At 67.7% G+C, this 18,951-nt stretch carries 20 protein-coding genes; 6 read left to right on the forward strand and 14 right to left on the reverse strand.

Annotated features, from left to right (window positions below):
- Nucleotides 1-2: 2 nt before the first annotated feature.
- From ACSFA2_RS08240 to ACSFA2_RS08285, 10 genes are all read right to left on the reverse strand, one after another.
- Nucleotides 3-803: a plasmid replication/partition related protein gene (locus ACSFA2_RS08240; RefSeq protein ID WP_435454817.1), complete on the reverse strand. Its 801-nt coding sequence runs from the start codon at nucleotides 801-803 to the stop codon at nucleotides 3-5.
- A 66-nt stretch (nucleotides 804-869) separates the two neighbouring features.
- A complete protein-coding gene (locus ACSFA2_RS08245; protein WP_435454818.1) occupies nucleotides 870-1,502 on the reverse strand; it encodes a 3'-5' exonuclease in 633 nt (210 codons plus the stop codon).
- A complete protein-coding gene (locus tag ACSFA2_RS08250; RefSeq protein WP_435454819.1) occupies nucleotides 1,499-1,882 on the reverse strand; it encodes a TfoX/Sxy family protein in 384 nt (127 codons plus the stop codon). Before ACSFA2_RS08250 ends, ACSFA2_RS08245 begins: the two co-directional genes overlap by 4 nt.
- Nucleotides 1,883-1,884: 2 nt before the next feature.
- Nucleotides 1,885-2,742, reverse strand: a complete 858-nt coding sequence (gene fghA / locus ACSFA2_RS08255; protein WP_435454820.1) for an S-formylglutathione hydrolase — start codon at nucleotides 2,740-2,742, stop codon at nucleotides 1,885-1,887.
- Entirely contained in the window at nucleotides 2,739-3,644 is a 906-nt protein-coding gene (locus ACSFA2_RS08260) for an alpha/beta fold hydrolase (protein WP_435454821.1), read from the reverse strand. The genes fghA and ACSFA2_RS08260 overlap by 4 nt, the downstream gene beginning before the upstream one ends.
- Before the next feature lie 4 nt (nucleotides 3,645-3,648).
- The gene (locus tag ACSFA2_RS08265) at nucleotides 3,649-4,770 is read right to left on the reverse strand and encodes an S-(hydroxymethyl)glutathione dehydrogenase/class III alcohol dehydrogenase (RefSeq protein ID WP_435454822.1); all 1,122 of its coding nucleotides are present in this window, start codon (nucleotides 4,768-4,770) and stop codon (nucleotides 3,649-3,651) included.
- Nucleotides 4,771-4,895: 125 nt separating this feature from the next.
- A complete protein-coding gene (locus tag ACSFA2_RS08270) occupies nucleotides 4,896-5,270 on the reverse strand; it encodes an acyl-CoA thioesterase (protein ID WP_435454823.1) in 375 nt (124 codons plus the stop codon).
- A complete protein-coding gene (locus ACSFA2_RS08275; RefSeq protein ID WP_435454824.1) occupies nucleotides 5,267-6,088 on the reverse strand; it encodes an IclR family transcriptional regulator in 822 nt (273 codons plus the stop codon). The genes ACSFA2_RS08270 and ACSFA2_RS08275 overlap by 4 nt, the downstream gene beginning before the upstream one ends.
- Before the next feature lie 109 nt (nucleotides 6,089-6,197).
- A complete protein-coding gene (locus ACSFA2_RS08280; protein WP_435454825.1) occupies nucleotides 6,198-7,160 on the reverse strand; it encodes a Bug family tripartite tricarboxylate transporter substrate binding protein in 963 nt (320 codons plus the stop codon).
- Nucleotides 7,161-7,379: 219 nt separating this feature from the next.
- Nucleotides 7,380-7,838 carry a PaaI family thioesterase gene (locus tag ACSFA2_RS08285; RefSeq protein ID WP_435454826.1) on the reverse strand — a complete coding sequence of 153 codons (459 nt, stop codon included), beginning with the start codon at nucleotides 7,836-7,838 and terminating at the stop codon, nucleotides 7,380-7,382.
- A gap of 154 nt (nucleotides 7,839-7,992) precedes the next feature.
- Here ACSFA2_RS08285 and ACSFA2_RS08290 point away from each other — a divergent pair, with 154 nt between their 5' ends.
- From ACSFA2_RS08290 to ACSFA2_RS08300, 3 genes are read left to right on the forward strand one after another with little or no spacing between them, the layout of a single operon-like run.
- Nucleotides 7,993-9,546 carry an acetate--CoA ligase gene (locus ACSFA2_RS08290; protein WP_435454827.1) on the forward strand — a complete coding sequence of 518 codons (1,554 nt, stop codon included), beginning with the start codon at nucleotides 7,993-7,995 and terminating at the stop codon, nucleotides 9,544-9,546.
- A 48-nt stretch (nucleotides 9,547-9,594) separates the two neighbouring features.
- Complete coding sequence (locus ACSFA2_RS08295) at nucleotides 9,595-10,734, forward strand: FAS1-like dehydratase domain-containing protein (protein WP_435454828.1); 1,140 nt, start codon at nucleotides 9,595-9,597, stop codon at nucleotides 10,732-10,734.
- A 34-nt stretch (nucleotides 10,735-10,768) separates the two neighbouring features.
- The gene (locus tag ACSFA2_RS08300; RefSeq protein ID WP_435454829.1) at nucleotides 10,769-11,980 is read left to right on the forward strand and encodes a CaiB/BaiF CoA transferase family protein; all 1,212 of its coding nucleotides are present in this window, start codon (nucleotides 10,769-10,771) and stop codon (nucleotides 11,978-11,980) included.
- On the opposite strand, the gene ACSFA2_RS08305 is transcribed toward ACSFA2_RS08300, so the two are convergent.
- Nucleotides 11,977-13,794, reverse strand: a complete 1,818-nt coding sequence (locus ACSFA2_RS08305) for an ATP-binding response regulator (protein WP_435454830.1) — start codon at nucleotides 13,792-13,794, stop codon at nucleotides 11,977-11,979. The two genes, ACSFA2_RS08300 and ACSFA2_RS08305, sit on opposite strands and share 4 nt — an antisense overlap.
- A complete protein-coding gene (locus ACSFA2_RS08310) occupies nucleotides 13,794-14,396 on the reverse strand; it encodes a response regulator (RefSeq protein WP_435454831.1) in 603 nt (200 codons plus the stop codon). Before ACSFA2_RS08310 ends, ACSFA2_RS08305 begins: the two co-directional genes overlap by 1 nt.
- Nucleotides 14,397-14,629: 233 nt before the next feature.
- Between ACSFA2_RS08310 and ACSFA2_RS08315 the strand changes: the two genes are divergently transcribed.
- The 3 genes from ACSFA2_RS08315 to ACSFA2_RS08325 all read left to right on the forward strand — a co-directional run bounded on the left by ACSFA2_RS08315 (nucleotide 14,630) and on the right by ACSFA2_RS08325 (nucleotide 16,075).
- The gene (locus ACSFA2_RS08315) at nucleotides 14,630-14,899 is read left to right on the forward strand and encodes a hypothetical protein (RefSeq protein ID WP_435454832.1); all 270 of its coding nucleotides are present in this window, start codon (nucleotides 14,630-14,632) and stop codon (nucleotides 14,897-14,899) included.
- A gap of 66 nt (nucleotides 14,900-14,965) precedes the next feature.
- Complete coding sequence (aroQ, locus tag ACSFA2_RS08320; RefSeq protein WP_435454833.1) at nucleotides 14,966-15,421, forward strand: type II 3-dehydroquinate dehydratase; 456 nt, start codon at nucleotides 14,966-14,968, stop codon at nucleotides 15,419-15,421.
- A gap of 9 nt (nucleotides 15,422-15,430) precedes the next feature.
- Nucleotides 15,431-16,075, forward strand: coding sequence for a DNA-3-methyladenine glycosylase I (locus ACSFA2_RS08325; protein WP_435454834.1), 645 nt, complete (start codon nucleotides 15,431-15,433; stop codon nucleotides 16,073-16,075).
- A gap of 9 nt (nucleotides 16,076-16,084) precedes the next feature.
- Here ACSFA2_RS08325 and ACSFA2_RS08330 read toward each other — a convergent pair whose 3' ends face one another.
- On the reverse strand, nucleotides 16,085-17,662 hold the full coding sequence (locus tag ACSFA2_RS08330) for a SpoVR family protein (RefSeq protein ID WP_435454835.1): 1,578 nt from the start codon (nucleotides 17,660-17,662) through the stop codon (nucleotides 16,085-16,087).
- Nucleotides 17,659-18,945, reverse strand: coding sequence for a YeaH/YhbH family protein (locus ACSFA2_RS08335; protein WP_435455006.1), 1,287 nt, complete (start codon nucleotides 18,943-18,945; stop codon nucleotides 17,659-17,661). The genes ACSFA2_RS08330 and ACSFA2_RS08335 overlap by 4 nt, the downstream gene beginning before the upstream one ends.
- Between the last annotated feature and the right edge of the window lie 6 nt (nucleotides 18,946-18,951).

Here is an 18,951-nt window from a genome sequence, read left to right on the forward strand (position 1 = left end):
GCTCAGCCGGCCATCAGGTCCGCCACCTGACGACGCAGCGATGCGTTCTCGGCCTCGAGTTCCGCGACGCGGCGGCGCAGCGTCTGCACTTCGTCGGCATCCTCCTCGGCATCGGATGGCGCCGCGTCATCGGCCGACGGTTCCCGCGGCTTGCGCTTGGCGTCGCGCACGCGTTTCGCTGCCTGCTTGAGCTCGTTCCTGCCGGCGATGACCGCGGCCTTCTGCTCCTCGGCGGGCAGGCTGGCGACGGCGGCGGCCGCGTTGATCGAGATGGTGCCGGCCTTCACGGCCTCGACCAGTTCGGGCGCGGCCTGCTTCTGGATCTTCTCGATCATCACGACCTGGCTGCTGCTCAGGCGCGCGGCCTTGGCGATCGCCTCGCGGCTGTTCATCGGTGCCGGCGGCGCCTCGTCGACGTCGAAGGGCGGGCCTTCGTCGGCGGTGGCGTTCGACGCAGAGGGCACGGCGCCGCGGGCGCGCCGCTCGGCCACGATCTCGCGCTTGCGCAGCGCCAGCACGCCGCGCTGGAAGTCGGACACGCTGCGCCGGCCCAGGTGCTGGTCGATCATCCACAGGTGCACATCGTCGATGCTGCGAAAGCGCGGGTTCTGCACGGTCTGGAACGGCAGGCCGTGCTTCTGGCAGATGCCGTAGCGGTTGTGGCCGTCGACCAGCACGTCGCCCCACAGCACGAGCGCATCGCGGCAGCCCTCGGCCAGCAGGCTGCGTTCCAGCGATTCGTATTCGTCCGGCGTCAGCGGGTCGATGTAGGCCTTGAGTTCTTCGTTGACGACGATGTCCATGGGTGCGCGATTTCGGGAAGCGGGAAGCGGGGAGAGGGGGCGCGATTGTAGTGAGCGCCCCGTACGTCAGCTCGACAGCGGCATCGGCACGAGCCTGGCCGCATCGAGGCCCAGCTTGTCCATCACGCACATCGCCGCGTAGGCGTCGTTCGCGGCGTAGCGCACCTGGCCTTCGGAGAGCCGATGGGTGGCCCAGTTCGAGGTCGACTGTTTGCGCGACTTGACGAACTGCTGCCCGAACAGCAGCGCGATGGCCGACTTCACGCCCACCGCGTCGCGGTAGCCGCGGCGCTTGAAGACGGTGTCCAGGTCGACCACGGCCTGCGGCTCGACGCCCAGCGTGCGGCGGATCTGCGTGCGGTCGCCGGCCAGGCCGAAGCCGACCTTGACGAGCGCGCTCGAGGCGATCAGGTGCGCGGCGGCGCTGCGACAGACCGGGTCGTGCACCTGGAACACCCAGGCCCGATCGAGCGAGGCGAACTGCACCGTGTGCGGCCCGGTCGAGATTTCGTTCTTGAGGAAGGTGGGTTTCGATTCGGTGTCGAAACCGACCACGTTCAACGCGCCCAGTTCGGCCAGCGCCTTCTCGGCCTGGGTCGCTGTCGATACCACGTCGATGTCCTGCAGCGTGAGGCCGGGGAACACGTCGAAGGCGGCGATCTCCTCGCGGGTCGGCAGGGGCGGCGGGGCGGTGTTCATGGTGCTTTCTTTGTCTTCGGTGCCGACGTCGACGCTTTGGCGCGTCGGGGTCGGGGCGCCTGTCCGGAGCGCATCGCCGCTTCCCAGGCACGGCGGCCCCACAGGGCCGCGAGCTCGCGGTCGTCGAAGATGTCGGCGGGCGCCTCGCGGTAGGACATCTGCATCGTCTTGCCCTGGCGCTCGTAGCAGAAGGCCGGCGCGTTCAGCGCGTCGAAATGGGGGGCGCTCTCGGCGTCGACCTTGAGGTAGAGCGTTTCGCGCACGACCAGCCCGATCATGCGGCCGTCGTGGAACAGGCCGTGGCCACCGAACATGCGGCGTGGCTGAACACGGCCGAGCCGCTCGAACACCTCCGGCAGGCTGTCGGCGAGCCCGGCCACGTTCAGGCCTTCAGCAGTTGGGCGTGATGGACGAGGTGGTCGGCCATGAAGCTCTGGATGAAGTAGTAGCCATGGTCGTAGCCCTCGTGGCGGCGCAGCGTCAGCGGCTGGCCGATGGCGTGGCAGGCGGCTTCGAAGAGGTGCGGGTGCAACTGCTCGGCGAGGAATTTGTCGCCCAGGCCCTGGTCGATCAGGATGCCGGCGGGGTAGGGCGCGACCGGCTGGTTTTCCATCAGCACCGTGGCGTCGTGCTCGATCCAGCGGGTGCGGTCGGCACCCAGGTAACCGGTGAAGGCCTTCTCGCCCCAGGGGCAGCGCGTGGGCGCGCAGATCGGCGCGAAAGCCGACAGCGATTGGAAGAGGCCGGGGTGCCGCAGCGCCAGCGTGAGCGCGCCGTGGCCGCCCATCGAATGGCCGGTGAGGCCGATGCGTTGCGGATCGATCGGGAAGGCGGTGCCGAGCAGCGGCAGCAGTTCGCCGACGAGGTAGCTTTCCATGCGCCAGTGCGTGGCCCATGGCGCTTCGGTCGCGTCGAGGTAGAAGCTGGCGCCGACGCCGAAGTCCCAACTCTCCGATTCGCCGGGCACGTTGGCGCCGCGTGGGCTGGTGTCGGGCGCGACCAGCGCGAGGCCGAGTTCGGCCGCCAGGCGCTGCGCGCCGGCCTTGACCATGAACGTGTCTTCGTTGCACGTCAGTCCGGCGAGGAAGATCAGCGCCGGCACCGGGCCGTCCGCGGCCTGCGGCGGCAGAAAGACCGAAAAGCGCATCGGCAGGCCGATCTCGCCCGAGGCGTGTTCGTGGAAGGTCTGCGTGCCGCCGAAGCAGCGGTGTTCGGACAAGGTCTTGAGAGAAGCGGTCATGGGCGATGGGGGGACGTGAGTTCGAGCACCGCGTCGGCGAACACACGGGGTGCTTCCTGCGGCATGTTGTGGCCCACGCCGGGCAAGGTGTGGTGCGTGCGCGGACCGGTGAAGTGGTGGCCCTGGTCGGCCGTACCGGCCGGCGACATCACGCCGTCGTCGTCGCCATCAAAAGTGATCGACGGCACGCGGATCTCGGGCATCTGGGCCAGTGCCGCCTGGAGGTCTGCATAGGCCGGGTCGCCCGCCGCCTTGCCGTAGCGGTGCCGGTACGAATGGATCACGATGTCGACGAAATCCGGGTTGTCGAAGGCGGGCGCCGTGCGTTCCCAGGTGGCGTCGTCGAAGGCCCAGGTGGGCGACCAGAGCCGCCACAGCAGGCGGCACAGGTCACGCCGGTTCTGCGCGAGGCCCGCGCGGCCGCGCTCGGTGTGGAAGTACCACTGGTACCAGTAGCGGAACTCGTTTTCGGGCGGTGCCGGTTCGTCGGCGTGCGCGATGGGCTGCACCTTGTAGCTGTTGAAGGACACGAGGCCGGTGCAGCGCTCCGGCCACAGCGCCGCGGCCACGCAGGCGGCCGTGCCGCCCCAGTCGTAGCCGGCCAGCACGGCCTTCGGGATGGCCAGCGCATCGAGCAAGGCGCGCAGGTCGCTGGCCAGTGCGGCCTGCTCGCCCGAGCGCGGCGTGGCCGCGTCGACGAACTGCGTGGGGCCGAAGCCGCGCAGGTAGGGCACGACCACGCGGCAGCCTGCGTCGGCCAGGATCGGCACCACCTCGGCGTAGGCGTGCACGTCGTACGGGAAGCCGTGCAGCAGCACGGCGGGCGGCCCGCCCTCGGGGCCGCTCTCGTGGAAGGCGATGTCCAGCACGCCGGCACGCACGCGGCGCAGCGGGCCGATCATCGCTTCAGTCATACAGGACCACGCCGCGGATCGACTCGCCGCTTTTCATCAGGTCGAAGCCCTTGTTGATGTCTTCCAGCGGCATGGTGTGCGTGATCAGGTCGTCGATGTTGATCTTGTTCTCCATGTACCAGTCGACGATCTTCGGTACGTCGGTGCGGCCGCGCGCGCCGCCGAAGGCCGAGCCTTCCCAGTGGCGGCCGGTGACCAGCTGGAACGGGCGGGTGCTGATCTCGGCCCCCGCTTCGGCCACGCCGATGATGATGCTGCGGCCCCAGCCCTTGTGCGTGCATTCGAGCGCCTGGCGCATCACCTTGGTGTTGCCGATGCACTCGAAGCTGTAGTCGGCGCCGCCGTCGGTCAGCTGCACGATCGCGTCGACGATGTTGCCGCCCGCCGCCTCGATGTCCTTCGGGTTCAGGAAGTGCGTCATGCCGAACTTGCGGGCCATCGCCTCGCGCGCCGGGTTCAGGTCGACACCGATGATCTTGTCGGCACCCACCATCTTCGCGCCCTGGATCACGTTCAGGCCGATGCCGCCGAGGCCGAACACCACCACGTTCGCGCCGGCTTCCACCTTGGCCGTGAAGATCACGGCGCCGATGCCGGTGGTCACGCCGCAGCCGATGTAGCAGACCTTGTCGAAGGGCGCGTCCTCGCGGATCTTGGCCAGCGAGATCTCCGGTGCGACCGTGTAGTTGCTGAAGGTCGAGGTGCCCATGTAGTGGAAGATGGGCTTGCCGTCCATGCTGAAACGGCTGGTGGCGTCGGGCATCAGGCCCTTGCCCTGGGTGCCGCGGATCAGCTGGCACAGGTTGGTCTTGCGCGACAGGCAGAACTTGCACTGGCGGCATTCGGGCGTGTAGAGCGGGATGACGTGGTCGCCCTTCTTGAGCGTGGTCACGCCGGGGCCGACGTCGACCACGATGCCCGCGCCTTCGTGGCCGAGGATCGCCGGGAAGATGCCCTCCGGGTCGGCGCCCGAGAGCGTGTAGTAGTCGGTGTGGCAGATGCCGGTGGCCTTGATCTCGACCAGCACTTCGCCGAACTTCGGCCCTTCGAGGTCGACGGTTTCGATGGTCAGGGGCTGGCCCGATTGCCAGGCGACGGCGGCTTTGGTTTTCATGCGAAGGTCCTTGAGGAAGGGGGTGGCGGTTCGACCGCAGACCCCCAAGCTTAAAACGGTTCGCATCGCGCGGCTGCGGCGTCGCCGCCTGGCCCTTGCCGCACCCGACGGAAGCTGGGCCGTGGCTAGGCCGGGATGGGGCGCGGCGCGCCCTGGTCGTCGATGGCGACGTAGACCAGCGTGGCCTCGGTCACCGGCGTGGTCACGCCTTCGCTGCCGCGGCGCTCGGTCAGTGCCCGCACATGGACGCTGATGGATGTCCGGCCGACGTGCACCACCTGCGCGAAGAAGGACACCAGGTCGCCGGCCTTGACCGGGTGGCTGAAGGCCAGCTTCTCGATGGCGACCAGCACCACGCGCCCGCGCGCGGCGCGCATGGGAAGCACGCTCCCGGCGGAATCCATCTTCGCCAGCATCCATCCGCCGGCGATCTGGTCGCCCAGGTAGGTGTCCGACGGCATCGGGATGAGGCGCAGCACGAGCTCGGGTTCGGTCGTCATCGGCGCGAGGGCAGCAGGGCCGAAAGGCCGTCGGCCTCTTTCTTCATGGCCTTGGCCAGGTCCATGGTGGCGCTGCCGACCAGGTTGTCGGAGAGCCCGGTGGCGACCAGTGTGTGGCTCACCCGGTGCGCCGCGTCGAGCAGCGGCACCGCGATCACCGTCACGCCGTTCATGTAGTTGCCGCGGTCGATGCTGAAGCCGCGCTTGCGGACCAGCTCGACCTCGCGCTTCCAGGTGGCGAGGTCGATCGGCTTGTCCCAGCGCAGCGACTTGAAGCGTTTCTCGATCTGTGGCCACGGCTCGTCGCTGAAGGCCGCGACCAGGCGCCCGGTGGCGCTGACCAGCGCCGGGAAGCGGCTGCCGACATCCACATGCAGGCGGAAGGGCGCGCGCGATCGGGACAGGGCCAGCACCACCATGTGGTCGATGTCGGGTGTCTCGACGCCGATCATCGTCACGTTCCAGTCGTTCGCCAGCACGTCGAGCACCGGCTGCGCAAGGCTGGCGAAGCCGCTGCTCTCGATGGCGCTGCGCGCCAGGCTGAGCATGCCGGTGCCCAGCGAGTAGCGCTTGGTGTCGCTGTCGATCTTCACCAGCTCTTCGGCGACCAGCGCGCGCAGGATGTGCAGGCAGGTGCTGGGGACCAGCGCGAGTTCGTCGGCAATGGCCTTCACGCCCATCGCCTGCGACGATCGCCCGAGCAGACGGAGGATGGCGACCGCGCGCGTCACGCCGGGCACGGGCCGGACCCGCACCGGCTTCTTTGTCGAGGGCTGTGCCTTGGCGGGCTTCGCGGTGGGGGAGGGGCTGGACTTCATGGAGCGTGCGGTCGGCGGCCGCAAGCTTATCCCAGATGGTGGGCGGTGAACGAGGCTCGCCCAGGTGCTCCCGATGCCCGCGAAAGGGTCTGCGTGCGTGGGCATCGGCCTAGTCCGCCTTCAGTCCCGATGCCTTGATGAGCGGTTCCCATTTCCTGCGCTCGGCCTGCGTGAAATCGGTGAGTTGCTGTCGCGTGCCGCCGCCCGGGTCGAAGCCGTAGTCGAGCAACTGCTGCTTCGTCTCGGGCCGGCTGAGGATCCTGTTCATCGCGGCGTTGAGCGTGTCGAGGATGGCCGCCGGCGTTCCGCGCGGTGCGAAGAGCGCGTTCCAGGCGATGACCTCGAAGCCCGGATAGCCTTGCTCCGCCACCGGCTTGACGCCCGGCACGAGCGCGCTGGGTGCGGCCGACGTCACCGCGATGGCGCGAACGTGCCCCGCGGCCAGTTGCGAGCGCAAGGCGGTGGGCGTGTCGATCAGCAGTGGCAGCTGGCCGCCGAGCACGTCCGTCATGGCGACGCCCGAGCCCTTGTAGGGCACGTGGAAGAGCTTCAGGTTCGAGCGCTCCTTGAGCAGCTCGACCACCAGGCGCGCCGACGTGCTGGGTGTGGCGATGTCGCCGGAGCGCGGGTCGGTCTTCACGGCCCCGGCCAAGTCTTCGACCGAACGCAGCGGTGACTTGGCGTTGACCGCCAGCACCATCGGAAAGCTGCCGACCAGCACGATGGATTCGAAGTCCTTCTCGGGCTTCAGGCGAAGACCCGCATAGAGGTACTGGTTCACCACATGGGTGGCGTTGGTGCCCATGGTGAGCGTGTAGCCGTCGGCCTGTGCTTCCGCCGCGAGTTCGGTGCCGAGGTTGCCGCCGGCACCGGGACGGTTGTCGATGACGATGGGTTGGCCCAGGTCCTTCGCCAGCTGGTTGCCGAGGTACCGCGCGGCGATGTCGGTGCCCTGGCCGGCCGGGTAGGCCACGATGATGCGTATCGGCTTGGTGGGATAGGCCTGTGCCAGTGCACCGTGCGATGCACACGCCATGGCGCAGCCCGTGAAGAGCAGTTTCCAGAGTCTCATTTTGTCTCCTGTTGAAGGCATCGATGGCCAAGCCCGGGCCCTGGCAATGGGTCCCCGCGTTCATCGGCTTCGCCGCCGTCCGTGGCGCCCTGCATCCACGAGGGTGGAACTTCAAGTCATCCCGAACGGCTTCGTTTCGAGTATGGAAGTCGCGATTTGCATTGTCAAATGCATCGGCAAGTTGTATTAGGACAAAGTACGACTATGCCGCTTGTCGCGCTAGGCCGTGACTTTCTGCGGCGCGGCAGGTCTCGCCGCCTGCAGCTTCATGACGGCCTGGGCTGCCAGGACGTCGCTGCCGGCCACGCTCAGCGTGCCGTGCATGAAGAGGAGGCTGGACGTGCGGCGCACCACCCGTCCACGCGCCTCGATCAGGACGCCCGGCGGCACGGACGCGAGAAAGTGCGTGTCGAGCTGCACCGTCACGCAGGGTGCGCGGCCGGCGGCTTCCCAGGCGAGCGTGCTCAGCGCGTGATCGATCAGCGTGGTGAGCAGTCCACCGTGAACCACCCCTGACGGGTTCAGGTGCTCGTCGGTCGATACCACGCCGTAGGCCCATCCATCCCCCTCTCGCGCGGCCCAGAGCGGGCCGGCGAGTGTCATGAACCGGCCCGCCCCCTTGAGCGGCTTCCATCCGCCTTCGCGCAGGCGGGTGGAGATGTCGATCGCGTTGTTCATGGCCAGGATCCGGCAAGGGAGGAGGCTCGGATTCTAGGAACGATCCCAGGCCGCCATCAATTTCATAATTGTCTATGTACAAATCAAAGATGCATTTGACAAAAACAGAACCCAAGTCGCATAGTTCGTTCATCGCCAAGACGCCATGGACCCGATGAAAAAACTCACCGACTACACCTCGTTCGCGGATGCGCAGAACCACTGCTTGCCGGAGAAGCTCTGGGAACTTTTCGATGGCGACCGCCGGGCCTTCAACATTGCGCACGAATGCGTCGACCGGCATGCGCACGGCGACAAGGTCGCGATCGTGGTGGCCTACGCGAGCGGCAGCGAAGAGGTGATCACCTTCAAGACCCTGTCGCGCCTGTCGAGCCGCTTCGCCCACCTCCTGGTGGCGCGCGGCATCCGGCCCGGTGACCGTGTCGCGGTCATGCTCGAGCCCTCGCTGGCCTTCTACGTGGCCATCTTCGGCGCGATCAAGACCGGCGCGATCGCGGTGCCGCTCTTCACGCTCTTCGGGCCGGACGGCATCCGGCTGCGTGTCGAGGACTGCAAGCCGAAGATCCTGGTGACCAATGCCGAGAAGGCTTCGGTCTCGGCAGGCATCGACGGCGTCGAGGTGCTGGTGGCCGACGAAGGCTTCGTGCAGACGCTGAGCCCCTTTGCCGACACCTTCGAGGTCAAGACCAGCGCGGAAGACGATGCGATCTTCCAGTACACCTCCGGCACCACCCGCGAGCTGCCGGCCGCCGTCAAGCACAAGCAGCGCGCGCTGGTGACGCTGATGCTCGCGGCGCTCTACGGCACCGGCATCCGGCCGGGCGACCGCTTCTTCTGCCCGTCGTCGCCAGCCTGGGGGCACGGGCTCTGGCACGGCACGCTGGCACCGCTGGCGCTGGGCGTGACCATCGGCGCCTATTCGGGGAAGTTCGATGCGCCGCGTTTGCTCAAGGCCCTGCAGCATGGCCGCTTCAACACCATCTCGGCGGCGGCGACGCACTTCCGGATGATGCGCAACTCGGGGGCGTCGTCGAAGTACAAGTACTACCTCGACAAGGTGTCCTTCACCGGCGAGCCGATGGACAGCGAGACGGAGGACTTCGTCAAGGCCACCTTCGGGCGCCCCGTCTGCAGCATGTACGGCACGACCGAGATCGGCGTGATCCTGGTGAACTATCCCGGTGCCGAGGACTTCCAGGTGAAGCACGGTTCCCTCGGAAAGCCGATCCCGGGGGGGCGCGTGGACGTCCAGGATGCCGACGGCAAGACCTGCCCGCCGGGCGTGGTCGGCGAACTGAAGGTCTGGCGCGGCGGCGTCTGGGTGCCCACCAAGGACCTCGGCAAGGTCGATGCCGACGGCTACTTCTATCACGCAGGGCGCGCCGACGACGTGATCATCTCAGCCGGCTGGACCATGAGTGCGGTGGAGATCGAAGATGCCGTGCTCAAGCACCCCGACGTGCAGGAGGCGGCCGCCATCGGCGTGGCCGACGAGCTCCGCGGTCAGGTGGTGAAGGCCTTCGTCGTCACGGCGCGCGAAGGCAGCGACGCCTTCACCAAGGAAATCCAGGACCTCGTGCGCAGCCGATTGAGCCAGCACGAGTACCCGCGGCACGTCGTCTTCGTGACCGACCTGCCCAAGACGCCCGCGGGCAAGGTCCATCGCAAGGTGCTGCGCGACCGGGAACCCAAGACCGCGAGCGTCTGACCCCTGCACCCTTTCACCCCCCCCCATCACCACCACCAGGAGACATCGATGTCCGAACAAAACGAAAGAACATTTCCCAAAATCACCGAGCGGGGCCTGGACGAACTGCGCGAGCGCATCGGCCAGAAGATCGAGAACACGCTGGAGCCGTGGTGCCACGAGGCCACGCGCGACAACATCCGCCACTACGCGCACGGCATCGGCGACGACAACCCGCTGTGGTGCGATCCGGCCTACGCGGCCAAGACCCGGTACGGCGGCATCGTCGCGCTGCCGAGCTTCCTGTTCTCGACCAGCCGCATCGTGTCCGGCTACGTCGGTGGCCTGCCCGGCGTGCACGCGATGTGGTCGGGTGCCGACTGGACCTGGCACCAACCCATTCTTCGCAACGACGAGATCCGCACCGAGGCCTACCTGAAGGAACTGGTCGAGCACCAGACGCGCTTCGCCGGGCGTGCCGTCCAGCAGATCTACCACGTCGACTTCTACAACCAGAAGGGCGACAAGGTGTCGGAGGCCGACAGCTGGTGCTTCCGCACCGAGCGCGACCATGCCCGCGAGCAGGGCACCAAGTACAAGGAAGCGCGAGCGCGCGCGCCGCGGCGCTATTCGCCCGAAGAGATCGGCGAGGCCTACAAGCTCTACCGCGAAGAGGAAGTGCGCGGCGCGACGCCCCGCTACTGGGAAGACGTGGAGGAGGGCCAGGCCCTGCCCGTGATGTTCAAGGGCCCGATGACGGTCACCGGCTTCATCGCCTATGCGCAGGGCTGGGGTGGCCTGTACATCCGCGCGAACAAGCTGGCGTGGAAGCTGATCGACGCGCACCCCGGCGTCGGCATCACCAACCGCTTCGGCATTCCGGACGTGCCCGAGCGCGTGCATTGGGAAGAAGACTTCGCGCTGGAAGTCGGTGCCCCTGGCGCCTACGACTACGGTCCGGAACGCACCTCATGGCTGACGCACCACCTGACCAACTGGATGGGCGACGACGGCTTCCTGCGCAAGGCCAGCTGCAAGATCCGGCGCCACAACCCCGAAGGCGACATGCTCTTCATCAAGGGCCATGTGAAGCGCAGGTACATCGAGGACGGCAAGCACCTGGTCGAGATCGAGCAGGAGGCCCGCAACCAGGACGACGAGCTCTCCGTGCTCGGTTCCGGCGTGGTCGAACTGCCGAGCCGCGGCTAGCATGCCGGTCGGCGGAGCCGCAGGAACACAAGCCATGAGTGGTGCCCTCGCCGGCGTTCGGGTGGTGGATCTGTCGCGCGTCCTGGCCGGGCCGCTGTGCGCGCAGATGCTGGCGGACCATGGTGCGACGGTGGTCAAGGTCGAGCCGCCCGCCGGCGACGACACCCGCACCCTGGGGCCGCCTTTCGACCGCGAGGGCGACGCGGCCTACTTCGGTGCGGTCAACCGCGGCAAGCAGTGCATCAGCATCGACCTGTCGAAGCCCGAAGGGCGCGATGTGCTCGAGCGGCTGCTCGCCGATGCCGACGTGCTGATCGAGAACTTCCTGCCTGGCACCCTCGAGAAATGGGGTGTGTCGTACGAGGGGTGGCTGCGCCACCGCTTTCCCCGGCTGATCCATTGCAGCATCAGCGGCTTCGGTGCCGACGGCCCGCTGGGCGGCCTGCCGGGCTACGACGCGGTGCTCCAGGCGATGTGCGGCCTCATGAGCATCAATGGCGATCCGTCGAGCGGACCGACGCGGATCGGCGTGCCGATCGTGGACCACCTGACCGCCTACACCGCGCTGTCCGCGATCCTGATGGCGCTGCACAGCCGGCACGCCTCAGGCCAGGGACAGTACGTCGAGGCGACGCTGTTCGATGCGGCCCTGAGCCTGCTCGTGCCGCATGCGGCCAACTACTTTCAATCGAAGCAGGAGCCGGGACTGCTCGGCAGCGCGCACCCCAACATCGCGCCGTACGACCGCTTTCGCTGCGGCGATGGCGACATCTTCCTGGGCATCATGAACCGGGGGCAGTTCGAGCGCTTCTGTGCCGTGGTCGACCGGCCCGGCCTCGCGGCGGACGCGCGCTTTGGCGACAACGCGCTGCGCATCGCCCACCGGCAGGTGCTGCGCGAGGAGATCGAGCGCGCCATCGGCCGTTGGCAGCGCCGGGCGCTGTGCGACGCGCTGATGCGCGCCGGCGTTCCCGCAGCGCCAGTGCATTCGGTGTCGGAAGCCTTCGCGCAGCCGCATGTGGCGCACCGCCGGATGCAGGTCGAACGTGAAGGCTACGGTGGCATCGGGCTGCCGGTGCGTCTGCACGCTACCCCGGGTGCGCCCGCCTCCGACCCGCGGCCGTTCAACGCGGACGCGGTCCGCGTGCTGCAGGACATCGGCTACAGCCCGCGGGACATCGATCGGCTGGTGGCCGGCGGGATCGTTCCCGCGCCGGGCCCGCGGGCCGGTTCAGGCCAGCATTAGATCGACAGGCTGGTCGAACGGGGCAGGTTTTCCAGCAGGGCGAAGTTCGAGTCGAGCTCGACGCGATTGAGCACGCACTGCAGGCCGTGGTGGAGCTGGGCCGGCAGCACCGGCTTGTGCAGCAGCGGCACGCCCGTCGCGCGTGCTTCGCGCAGGCGTTGCGGGGCGGTGTCGCCGGTGATCAGCAAGGCCGGCAAGGCCGCGCCGCACTCGGCGCGCAGCGCCGCGATGGCCTCGGCCCCGGTGCGCTGGTCACGCAGGCGGTAGTCGCTGATGACGGCGCCCGGCGCATGGAGGCGTGCCAGGGTCAGTGCTTCCTCGATCGAGTCCGCCACGTCGCATTGGCAACCCCAGGCCGTCAACAGTTGCTGCATGCCGGTACGAACCGATTCGTCGTCGTCGATCACCAGCACACGCACGTCGAAGACCTGGGCCTCGACCGGCGTCGGGGCCGGGCGGCGCGCCAGCGTGCCCAGAGGCGCGACCGGCAGGCTCAGGCGGAACACGCTGCCGCGACCGGGTCGGGACGACAGTGTCAATTCCTGCTGGAGCGTGCGCGCCAGCCCCTGTGCGATGGCGAGCCCCAGGCCCAGCCCCTTGCGCCGGTCGCGCTCGGCATTGCCCAACTGATGGAACTCGCGGAACACGGCCTGCTGCTGCGAGGGGTCGATGCCGATGCCGGTGTCCCAGACCTCCAGCACCGCCTGCCCGTCGCGTCGTCGGCAGGCCACCAGCACGCCGCCGCGCTGCGTGTAGCGGATGGCGTTGGAGACGAGGTTGCGCAGCACCAGGGCGACCAGTGCCGGGTCGGACTGGACGACGACCTCGGTGTCGATCGAGCGGTAGACGATGCCCTTGGCATCGGCCTGGGGTGCCAGTTCGTTCTCGATCTTGTTGAGCAGCGGCTGCAGGTGGAACGGTTCGATCTGCGGCTCGACCACCCCCGCCTCGATGCGCGAGAAGTCGAGCAGGGTGTCCAGCATTTCGGCCGAGGCCTGCCAGGTGGCGCGCGCATTGGCGAGCGCGTCGTACTGGGTGGTCGTGAGCCGCGTGCGCGCCAGCACTTCGAGGAACAGTCCCTGGGCGTGGATCGGTTGGCGCAGGTCATGGCTCGCGGCGGCCAGGAACCGCGACTTGGCGAGGCTGGCCTGCTCGGCCTCGCGCCGGGCGGCCTGCGCTTGCGCCGTGCTGGTGTGCAACTGCTCGATGAGCGCGAGATTCTCGAAGCGCAGATTGATGGCCGACCGTGCGGCCCGTGCGCTGCTGCGCGCCTGGCCCATCAGCGTCGCGATGTAGAGCACGCCCGCGATGCCCAGCGCGTGGTACGCCGGGTTGCCCAGCAGCCACAGCTTGGTGCCCACCATTGCGAATTCGAACAGCGCGAACGCGATGAACACCGGCAGCACCGGCGCCAGCGATGCCATCGAGCTGCCGGCCACGCCGGCGAGCACGGCCACGACCAGGATGCTGCCAGCGACGCTGCTGTCGTCGAGCGTGACCCAGGCGAGCGCGCCCCAGGCCACCGCGTCGATGGCGTTCAGCACCATTTGCCGCACCACCACGCGATGCGGGTGCGTGGTGGCGAGGTCGATGCGCAGCGTGCGCTCTGCGTCCCACGCGTAGAACAGCTTGATGAGCACGATCGCAGCGCACCAGGCGGTGAGCCATGTGGCATTGCGCGCATTGACCAGCGTCCAGACCAGCAGTGGCGCGAGCAGCAACGTCGGCACCACCGAACTGCCCACGTGGCCCAGCTGGAGCCGCAGCTGTTCGGTCAGCGTGCGGTCGTCGGCCAGCCAGCGCTGCCAGTTCATCAGGCGACCAGGCCGCGCTGGCGGGCGGCGAAGCCGGCCTCCGACCGGCTCGACACCTGCAGGGCCGCGAGCACGGCCTGCACATGCCCGCGCACCGTGTTCTCCGACAGGTTGAGTCGCCGCCCGATGACCTTGTTCGACAGGCCCTGGCACATCAGGTCGAGCACCTCGCACTGGCGTGGCGTGAGGCGTTGGGGGTCCGGGTCGCCGGTGCCGGGCGCGCGCAGGGTCGGGCTGGCCGTCGAAGGCATCGGCAACCCGCGGCGAACCTGGTCGATGGCGGCGAGGATGGTGTCGGCGGTCGCGGCCTTCGAGACGAAAGCGGCAGCGCCGCGTTCGAGGGCCAGCGCGACCGTCTGCGATTCGGCCTGCGACGACAGCATGATCACCGCCGCGCCGGGCCATTTCCGCTTGACCAGGGCGATGCCTTCGATGCCGTTCAGGCCCTGCAGATGAACGTCGAGCAGCACCAGCGCCGGTGACGCCATCGTGCAGTGCATGGCTTCTTCCAGCGATGCCGCCTCTGCCACTTCGAGTCCGGGAATGCCTGCGGCCAGCACCATGTGCAGTCCACAGCGGAACAGCGCGTGGTCATCGATCAACAGAATTCTGGCGGGCAGCATGGCGCTGGCGACGGTCCCATGGAGAACTAAAGAATCAGCGGGTGCGGTGATCGGGCTGCGGTGCTGCCAGAGCGCCCGCGTCGGAGGCCGTGCCGGGGATTTTGCGCGAACTCGGGCGGTCCAAAAGGACTATTTACGCCGGAGTCCTTCCTTGCGACCATCGGGCTCGCGGATGCCGCGGCTTTGTACCCCCTGTACCTATTCCCTCCCGCATGAAACCCTTGATCGACATCCGACGCCAAGCGCCGAACGGCTTCACCTACCGCATCAGCGCCCGGGGTGCCGACGGCGTGGATGGCGGCGCGGCATTCGACACCATCGAGCGCTGCCTGTTCGACGCGGCGGCATCGCTGGGGCATTATTTCCCGCGGGTGGACATCCGCTTCGAAGGCGGCCTGCTGGGCTCCTGCGCCACCGACACGCTGCGCCGTGCGCCGCAGACCATCGTCGCCCTGATCCCGACGCAGACCGCGGCGGTCTGAGGTTCCCTGGCGCCAGCGGGCGCACATAATGGCCGCCGAATTCCTTGCAGCCATCGGTGTCCGCCCATGAAAAAGATCCTCGTCCTCAACGGCCCCAATCTCAATCTTCTCGGCACGCGCGAGCCCGCGCAGTACGGCAGCGATACGCTGGCCGATGTCGAACGCATGTGCGCCGACGCCGGCACGCGTCTGGGGGTGGCGGTGGAATGCCGCCAGACCAACCACGAAGGCGCCCTGGTCGACTGGCTGCACGAAGCCGGCCGCGAGGTGGCGGCCGGCCGCATGCTCGGCGTGGTGCTCAACGCGGGCGCCTACACGCACACCTCCGTCGCGCTGCACGATGCCATCAAGGGCGCCAGCGTGCCGGTCATCGAACTGCATATCTCGAACGTCCATGCGCGCGAGAGCTTTCGCCACCACTCCTTCATTTCGCCGGCGGCGCGCGGCATCATCGTCGGGCTCGGGGTGAAGGGCTACCCGCTGGCCATGGATGCCCTGGTGCAGCTGAGCGCGGCGGGCTGAAGGCGCCGCATGCCCGAAAAAGCGTTGGCCGATGGCCTGTTCAGCGGTGTCGATGGCGCGCCGCGCTGCCGCTGGTGCGAGGCCACGCCGGCCTACCAGCATTACCACGACCATGAATGGGGCTTCCCGGTGATCGACGAGCGCCGGCTGTTCGAGAAGCTGTGCCTCGAAGGCTTCCAGGCCGGGTTGAGCTGGCTCACCATCCTGAACAAGCGCGAGAACTTCCGGCGCGGCTTTGCCAACTTCGAAGCGGAAGCCGTCGTGCGTTTCGGGGACGCCGACATCGCACGTCTGCTGGCCGACACCGGCATCGTGCGCCATCGCGGCAAGATCGAGTCGACCATCAACAACGCCAAGCGCGTGCTCGAACTGCGCGAGGAATTCGGGTCTCTGGCGGCCTACGCCTGGCGCTTCGAACCCGCGCCGGCCTCGCGTCCGAAGCGCGTGACGCTCGCCGAACTGCGCACCTTCACCACCTCGACGGAATCGATTGCGATGTCGAAGGACCTGAAGAAGCGCGGCTGGAGCTTCGTCGGGCCGACCACCGTCTACGCCTTCATGCAGGCGATGGGCCTGGTCAACGACCACATCGAAGGCTGCGGCGTGCGCGAGGCTGCACTGGCCGCACGCAGGGCGCTCGTGCCGCCGCGCTGAAGCGCGGCCTCAATGGTTGCGCGGGGCCGAGGCCGTCTCGCGCAAGGTCACGCGGCCCTGCGGGTCGACGCTCTCGAGCCGTACGTCGAATCCCCACAGACGGGTCACGTGCTTGAGTACCTCGTGCGTGTCGTCACGCAGCGGCTGCCCGTTGCGCTGCACATGGCGCAGCGTGAGAGAGCGGTCGCCGCGCATGTCGACGTTCCAGACCTGGATGTCCGGCTCGCGGCTGCCGATGTCGTACTGGCGCGAGAGCGATTCGCGCAGCGCCTGGTAGCCGTTGTCGTCGTGGATCGCCGCGATCTCGAGTTCCGGGTCCTCCGCGTGGTCACGCACCGCAAAGAGGCGGAAGTCGCGCATCGTCTTGGGACTCAGGAACTGGCCGACGAAGCTCTCGTCCTTGTAGTTGCGCATCGCATGGTCGAGCGTCGTGAGCCAATCGGTGCCGGCGTAATCGGGGAACCAGCGCCGGTCTTCCTCGGTCGGCTTCTCGCAGATGCGGCGCAGCTCGGTGAACATCGCGAAGCCCAGCGCATAGGGGTTGATGCCACTGTAGGCGCGGTGGCCCACCGGCGGCTGGTAGACCACGCTGGTGTGCGAGCGCAGCCACTCGATCATGAAGCCGTCGGCCAGCTGGCCCTTGTCGTACATGGTGTTGAGCAGGGTGTAGTGCCAGAAGGTGGCCCAGCCCTCGTTCATCACCTGCGTCTGGCGCTGCGGGTAGAAGTACTGCGCCACCTTGCGCACGATGCGCACAACCTCGCGCTGCCAGGGCTCGAGCAGGGCCGCGTTCTTCTCGATGAAGTACAGCAGGTTCTCCTGCGGCTCGGCAGGAAATCGGCGTGCGGCATCGGCACCGGCCGCCGCCTCGATGCGCCGGGGCAGGGTGCGCCACAGGTCGTTCACCTGTTGCTGCAGGTGGTGCTCGCGTTCGGCACGCTGGCTGATCTCCTGCGCGAGAGAGCGCTTTTGCGGGCGGCGGTAGCGGTCGACGCCGTAGTTCATCAGCGCGTGGCAGGAATCGAGCAGTTCCTCGACGGCATCGACACCGTGGCGTTCCTCGCACTCGGTGATGTAGTTCCGGGCGTAGACCAGGTAGTCGATGATCGACGACGCGTCGGTCCACATGCGGAACAGGTAGTTGCCCTTGAAGAAGCTGTTGTGCCCGTAGGCCGCATGGGCGATCACCAGCGCCTGCATCGCCATGGTGTTCTCTTCCATGAGGTAGGCGATGCAGGGGTCGGAGTTGATGACGATCTCGTAGGCCAGGCCCATGTGGCCGCGCCGGTAGTTCTTCTCGGTGGAGATGAACTGCTTGCCGTACGACCAATGGCGGTAGATGACGGGCATGCCGACGCTGGCGTAGGCGTCCATCATCTGCTCGGCCGTGATGATCTCGAGCTGGATGGGATAGGTGTCGAGCTTGAAGGACTCCGCCGTCTTGCGGATTTCCTGGTGGTAGGTCTCGATCAGGTCGAAGGTCCAGTCCGACGGGCTGGGGAGCGGCGTGGCCGCGCGCCCCTCGGCCAACGATGCCGGCACCGCGCCGATCTCGGTCGTGTCGGTGGTTTCGATGGTTTTGCTCATGCGGGCGCTCCTTCCTTCTTGAACAGTTCACGAAACACCGGATAGATGTCCTGCGCGCTCGCGACCTTGCGCATGGCGAAGTTGGGGCGCACGCCTGCAAGCTGCGCGTATTCCTGCCAGAGGTTCTGCTCGGCGTCGGCCACCTGCACGTAGGCGTAGTAGCGCACCATCGGCAGGATCGACTCTTCCAGCATCTGCCTGCATCGGCCGCTGTCCTGGTGCCAGTTGTCGCCGTCGCTGGCCTGCGCGCCGTAGATGTTCCATTCGCCGCTGGGGTAGCGCGCGCGGATGATCTCGTCCATGAGCACGAGCGCGCTCGACACCACCGTGCCGCCAGTTTCCGTGGCGTGGAAGAACTCTTCCTCACTCACTTCCTGGGCCTGCGTGTGATGCCGCAGGAAGACCAGGTCGATCTTCTCGTAGTGCCGCGTGAGAAACAGGTACAGCAGCATGAAGAAGCGCTTGGACATGTCCTTGCGTGCCTCGTCCATCGAGCCCGACACGTCCATCAGGCAGAACATCACCGCCTTGGCGCTGGGCACCGGCACCCGGACCCGGTTACGGTAGCGCAGGTCGATCGGGTCGATGTAGGGAATGTGCTTGGCGGTGCGGCGCAGCTCGATGATCTGCGCTTCCAGCTCGGCGATGCGGTCGGCCAGCGGCGGCTCGTGCGCACCGGGCTCGGCGCGCAAGTGCAGCAGTTCGGTCTGCATTCGCAGCAGCGCGACACGGTCTTCGCCGCCCAGCGCGATGCGCCGCGCCAGTGCACCGCGCATCGAACGCACCACATGGAGGCTGCTCGGGTTGCCGTCGCTCTTGAAGCCGGCGCGATGGCTCTTCCACTCGGGCACCTCGGCCAGCTGTGTGCGGATGAGATGGGGCAGGGCGAGGTCGTCGAAGAAGACCTGCATGAACTCCTCGCGGGTGAGCTTGAAGACGAAGTCATCTTCGCCTTCGCCGCTGTCGCCGGCTTCCCCGCTGCCCTGGCCACCGCCCCCGCCGCCGGGCGGACGCTTGATGCGGTCGCCCTTGAGATATTCCTGGTTGCCCGGGTGCACGTACTCGCGGTTGCCGCCGGGTCCGTGGCCGAACACCGGTTCGGACACATCGCGCTTGGGCAGCGTGATGTCTTCGCCGCGTTCGAGGTCGCGGATGGTGCGCCCGCTGATGGCACGCCGCACCGCGTCGCGGATCTGGCCCCGGTAGCGCCGCAGGAAGCGCTCGCGATTGCCGATCGACTTGTTCTTGCCCGATAACCGTCGATCGATGATCTGTTGCAGCATGGCCAA

It is taken from the genome of Variovorax cryoconiti (genome assembly GCF_051216395.1).
In the GTDB taxonomy this organism is placed as follows: domain Bacteria; phylum Pseudomonadota; class Gammaproteobacteria; order Burkholderiales; family Burkholderiaceae_C; genus Variovorax.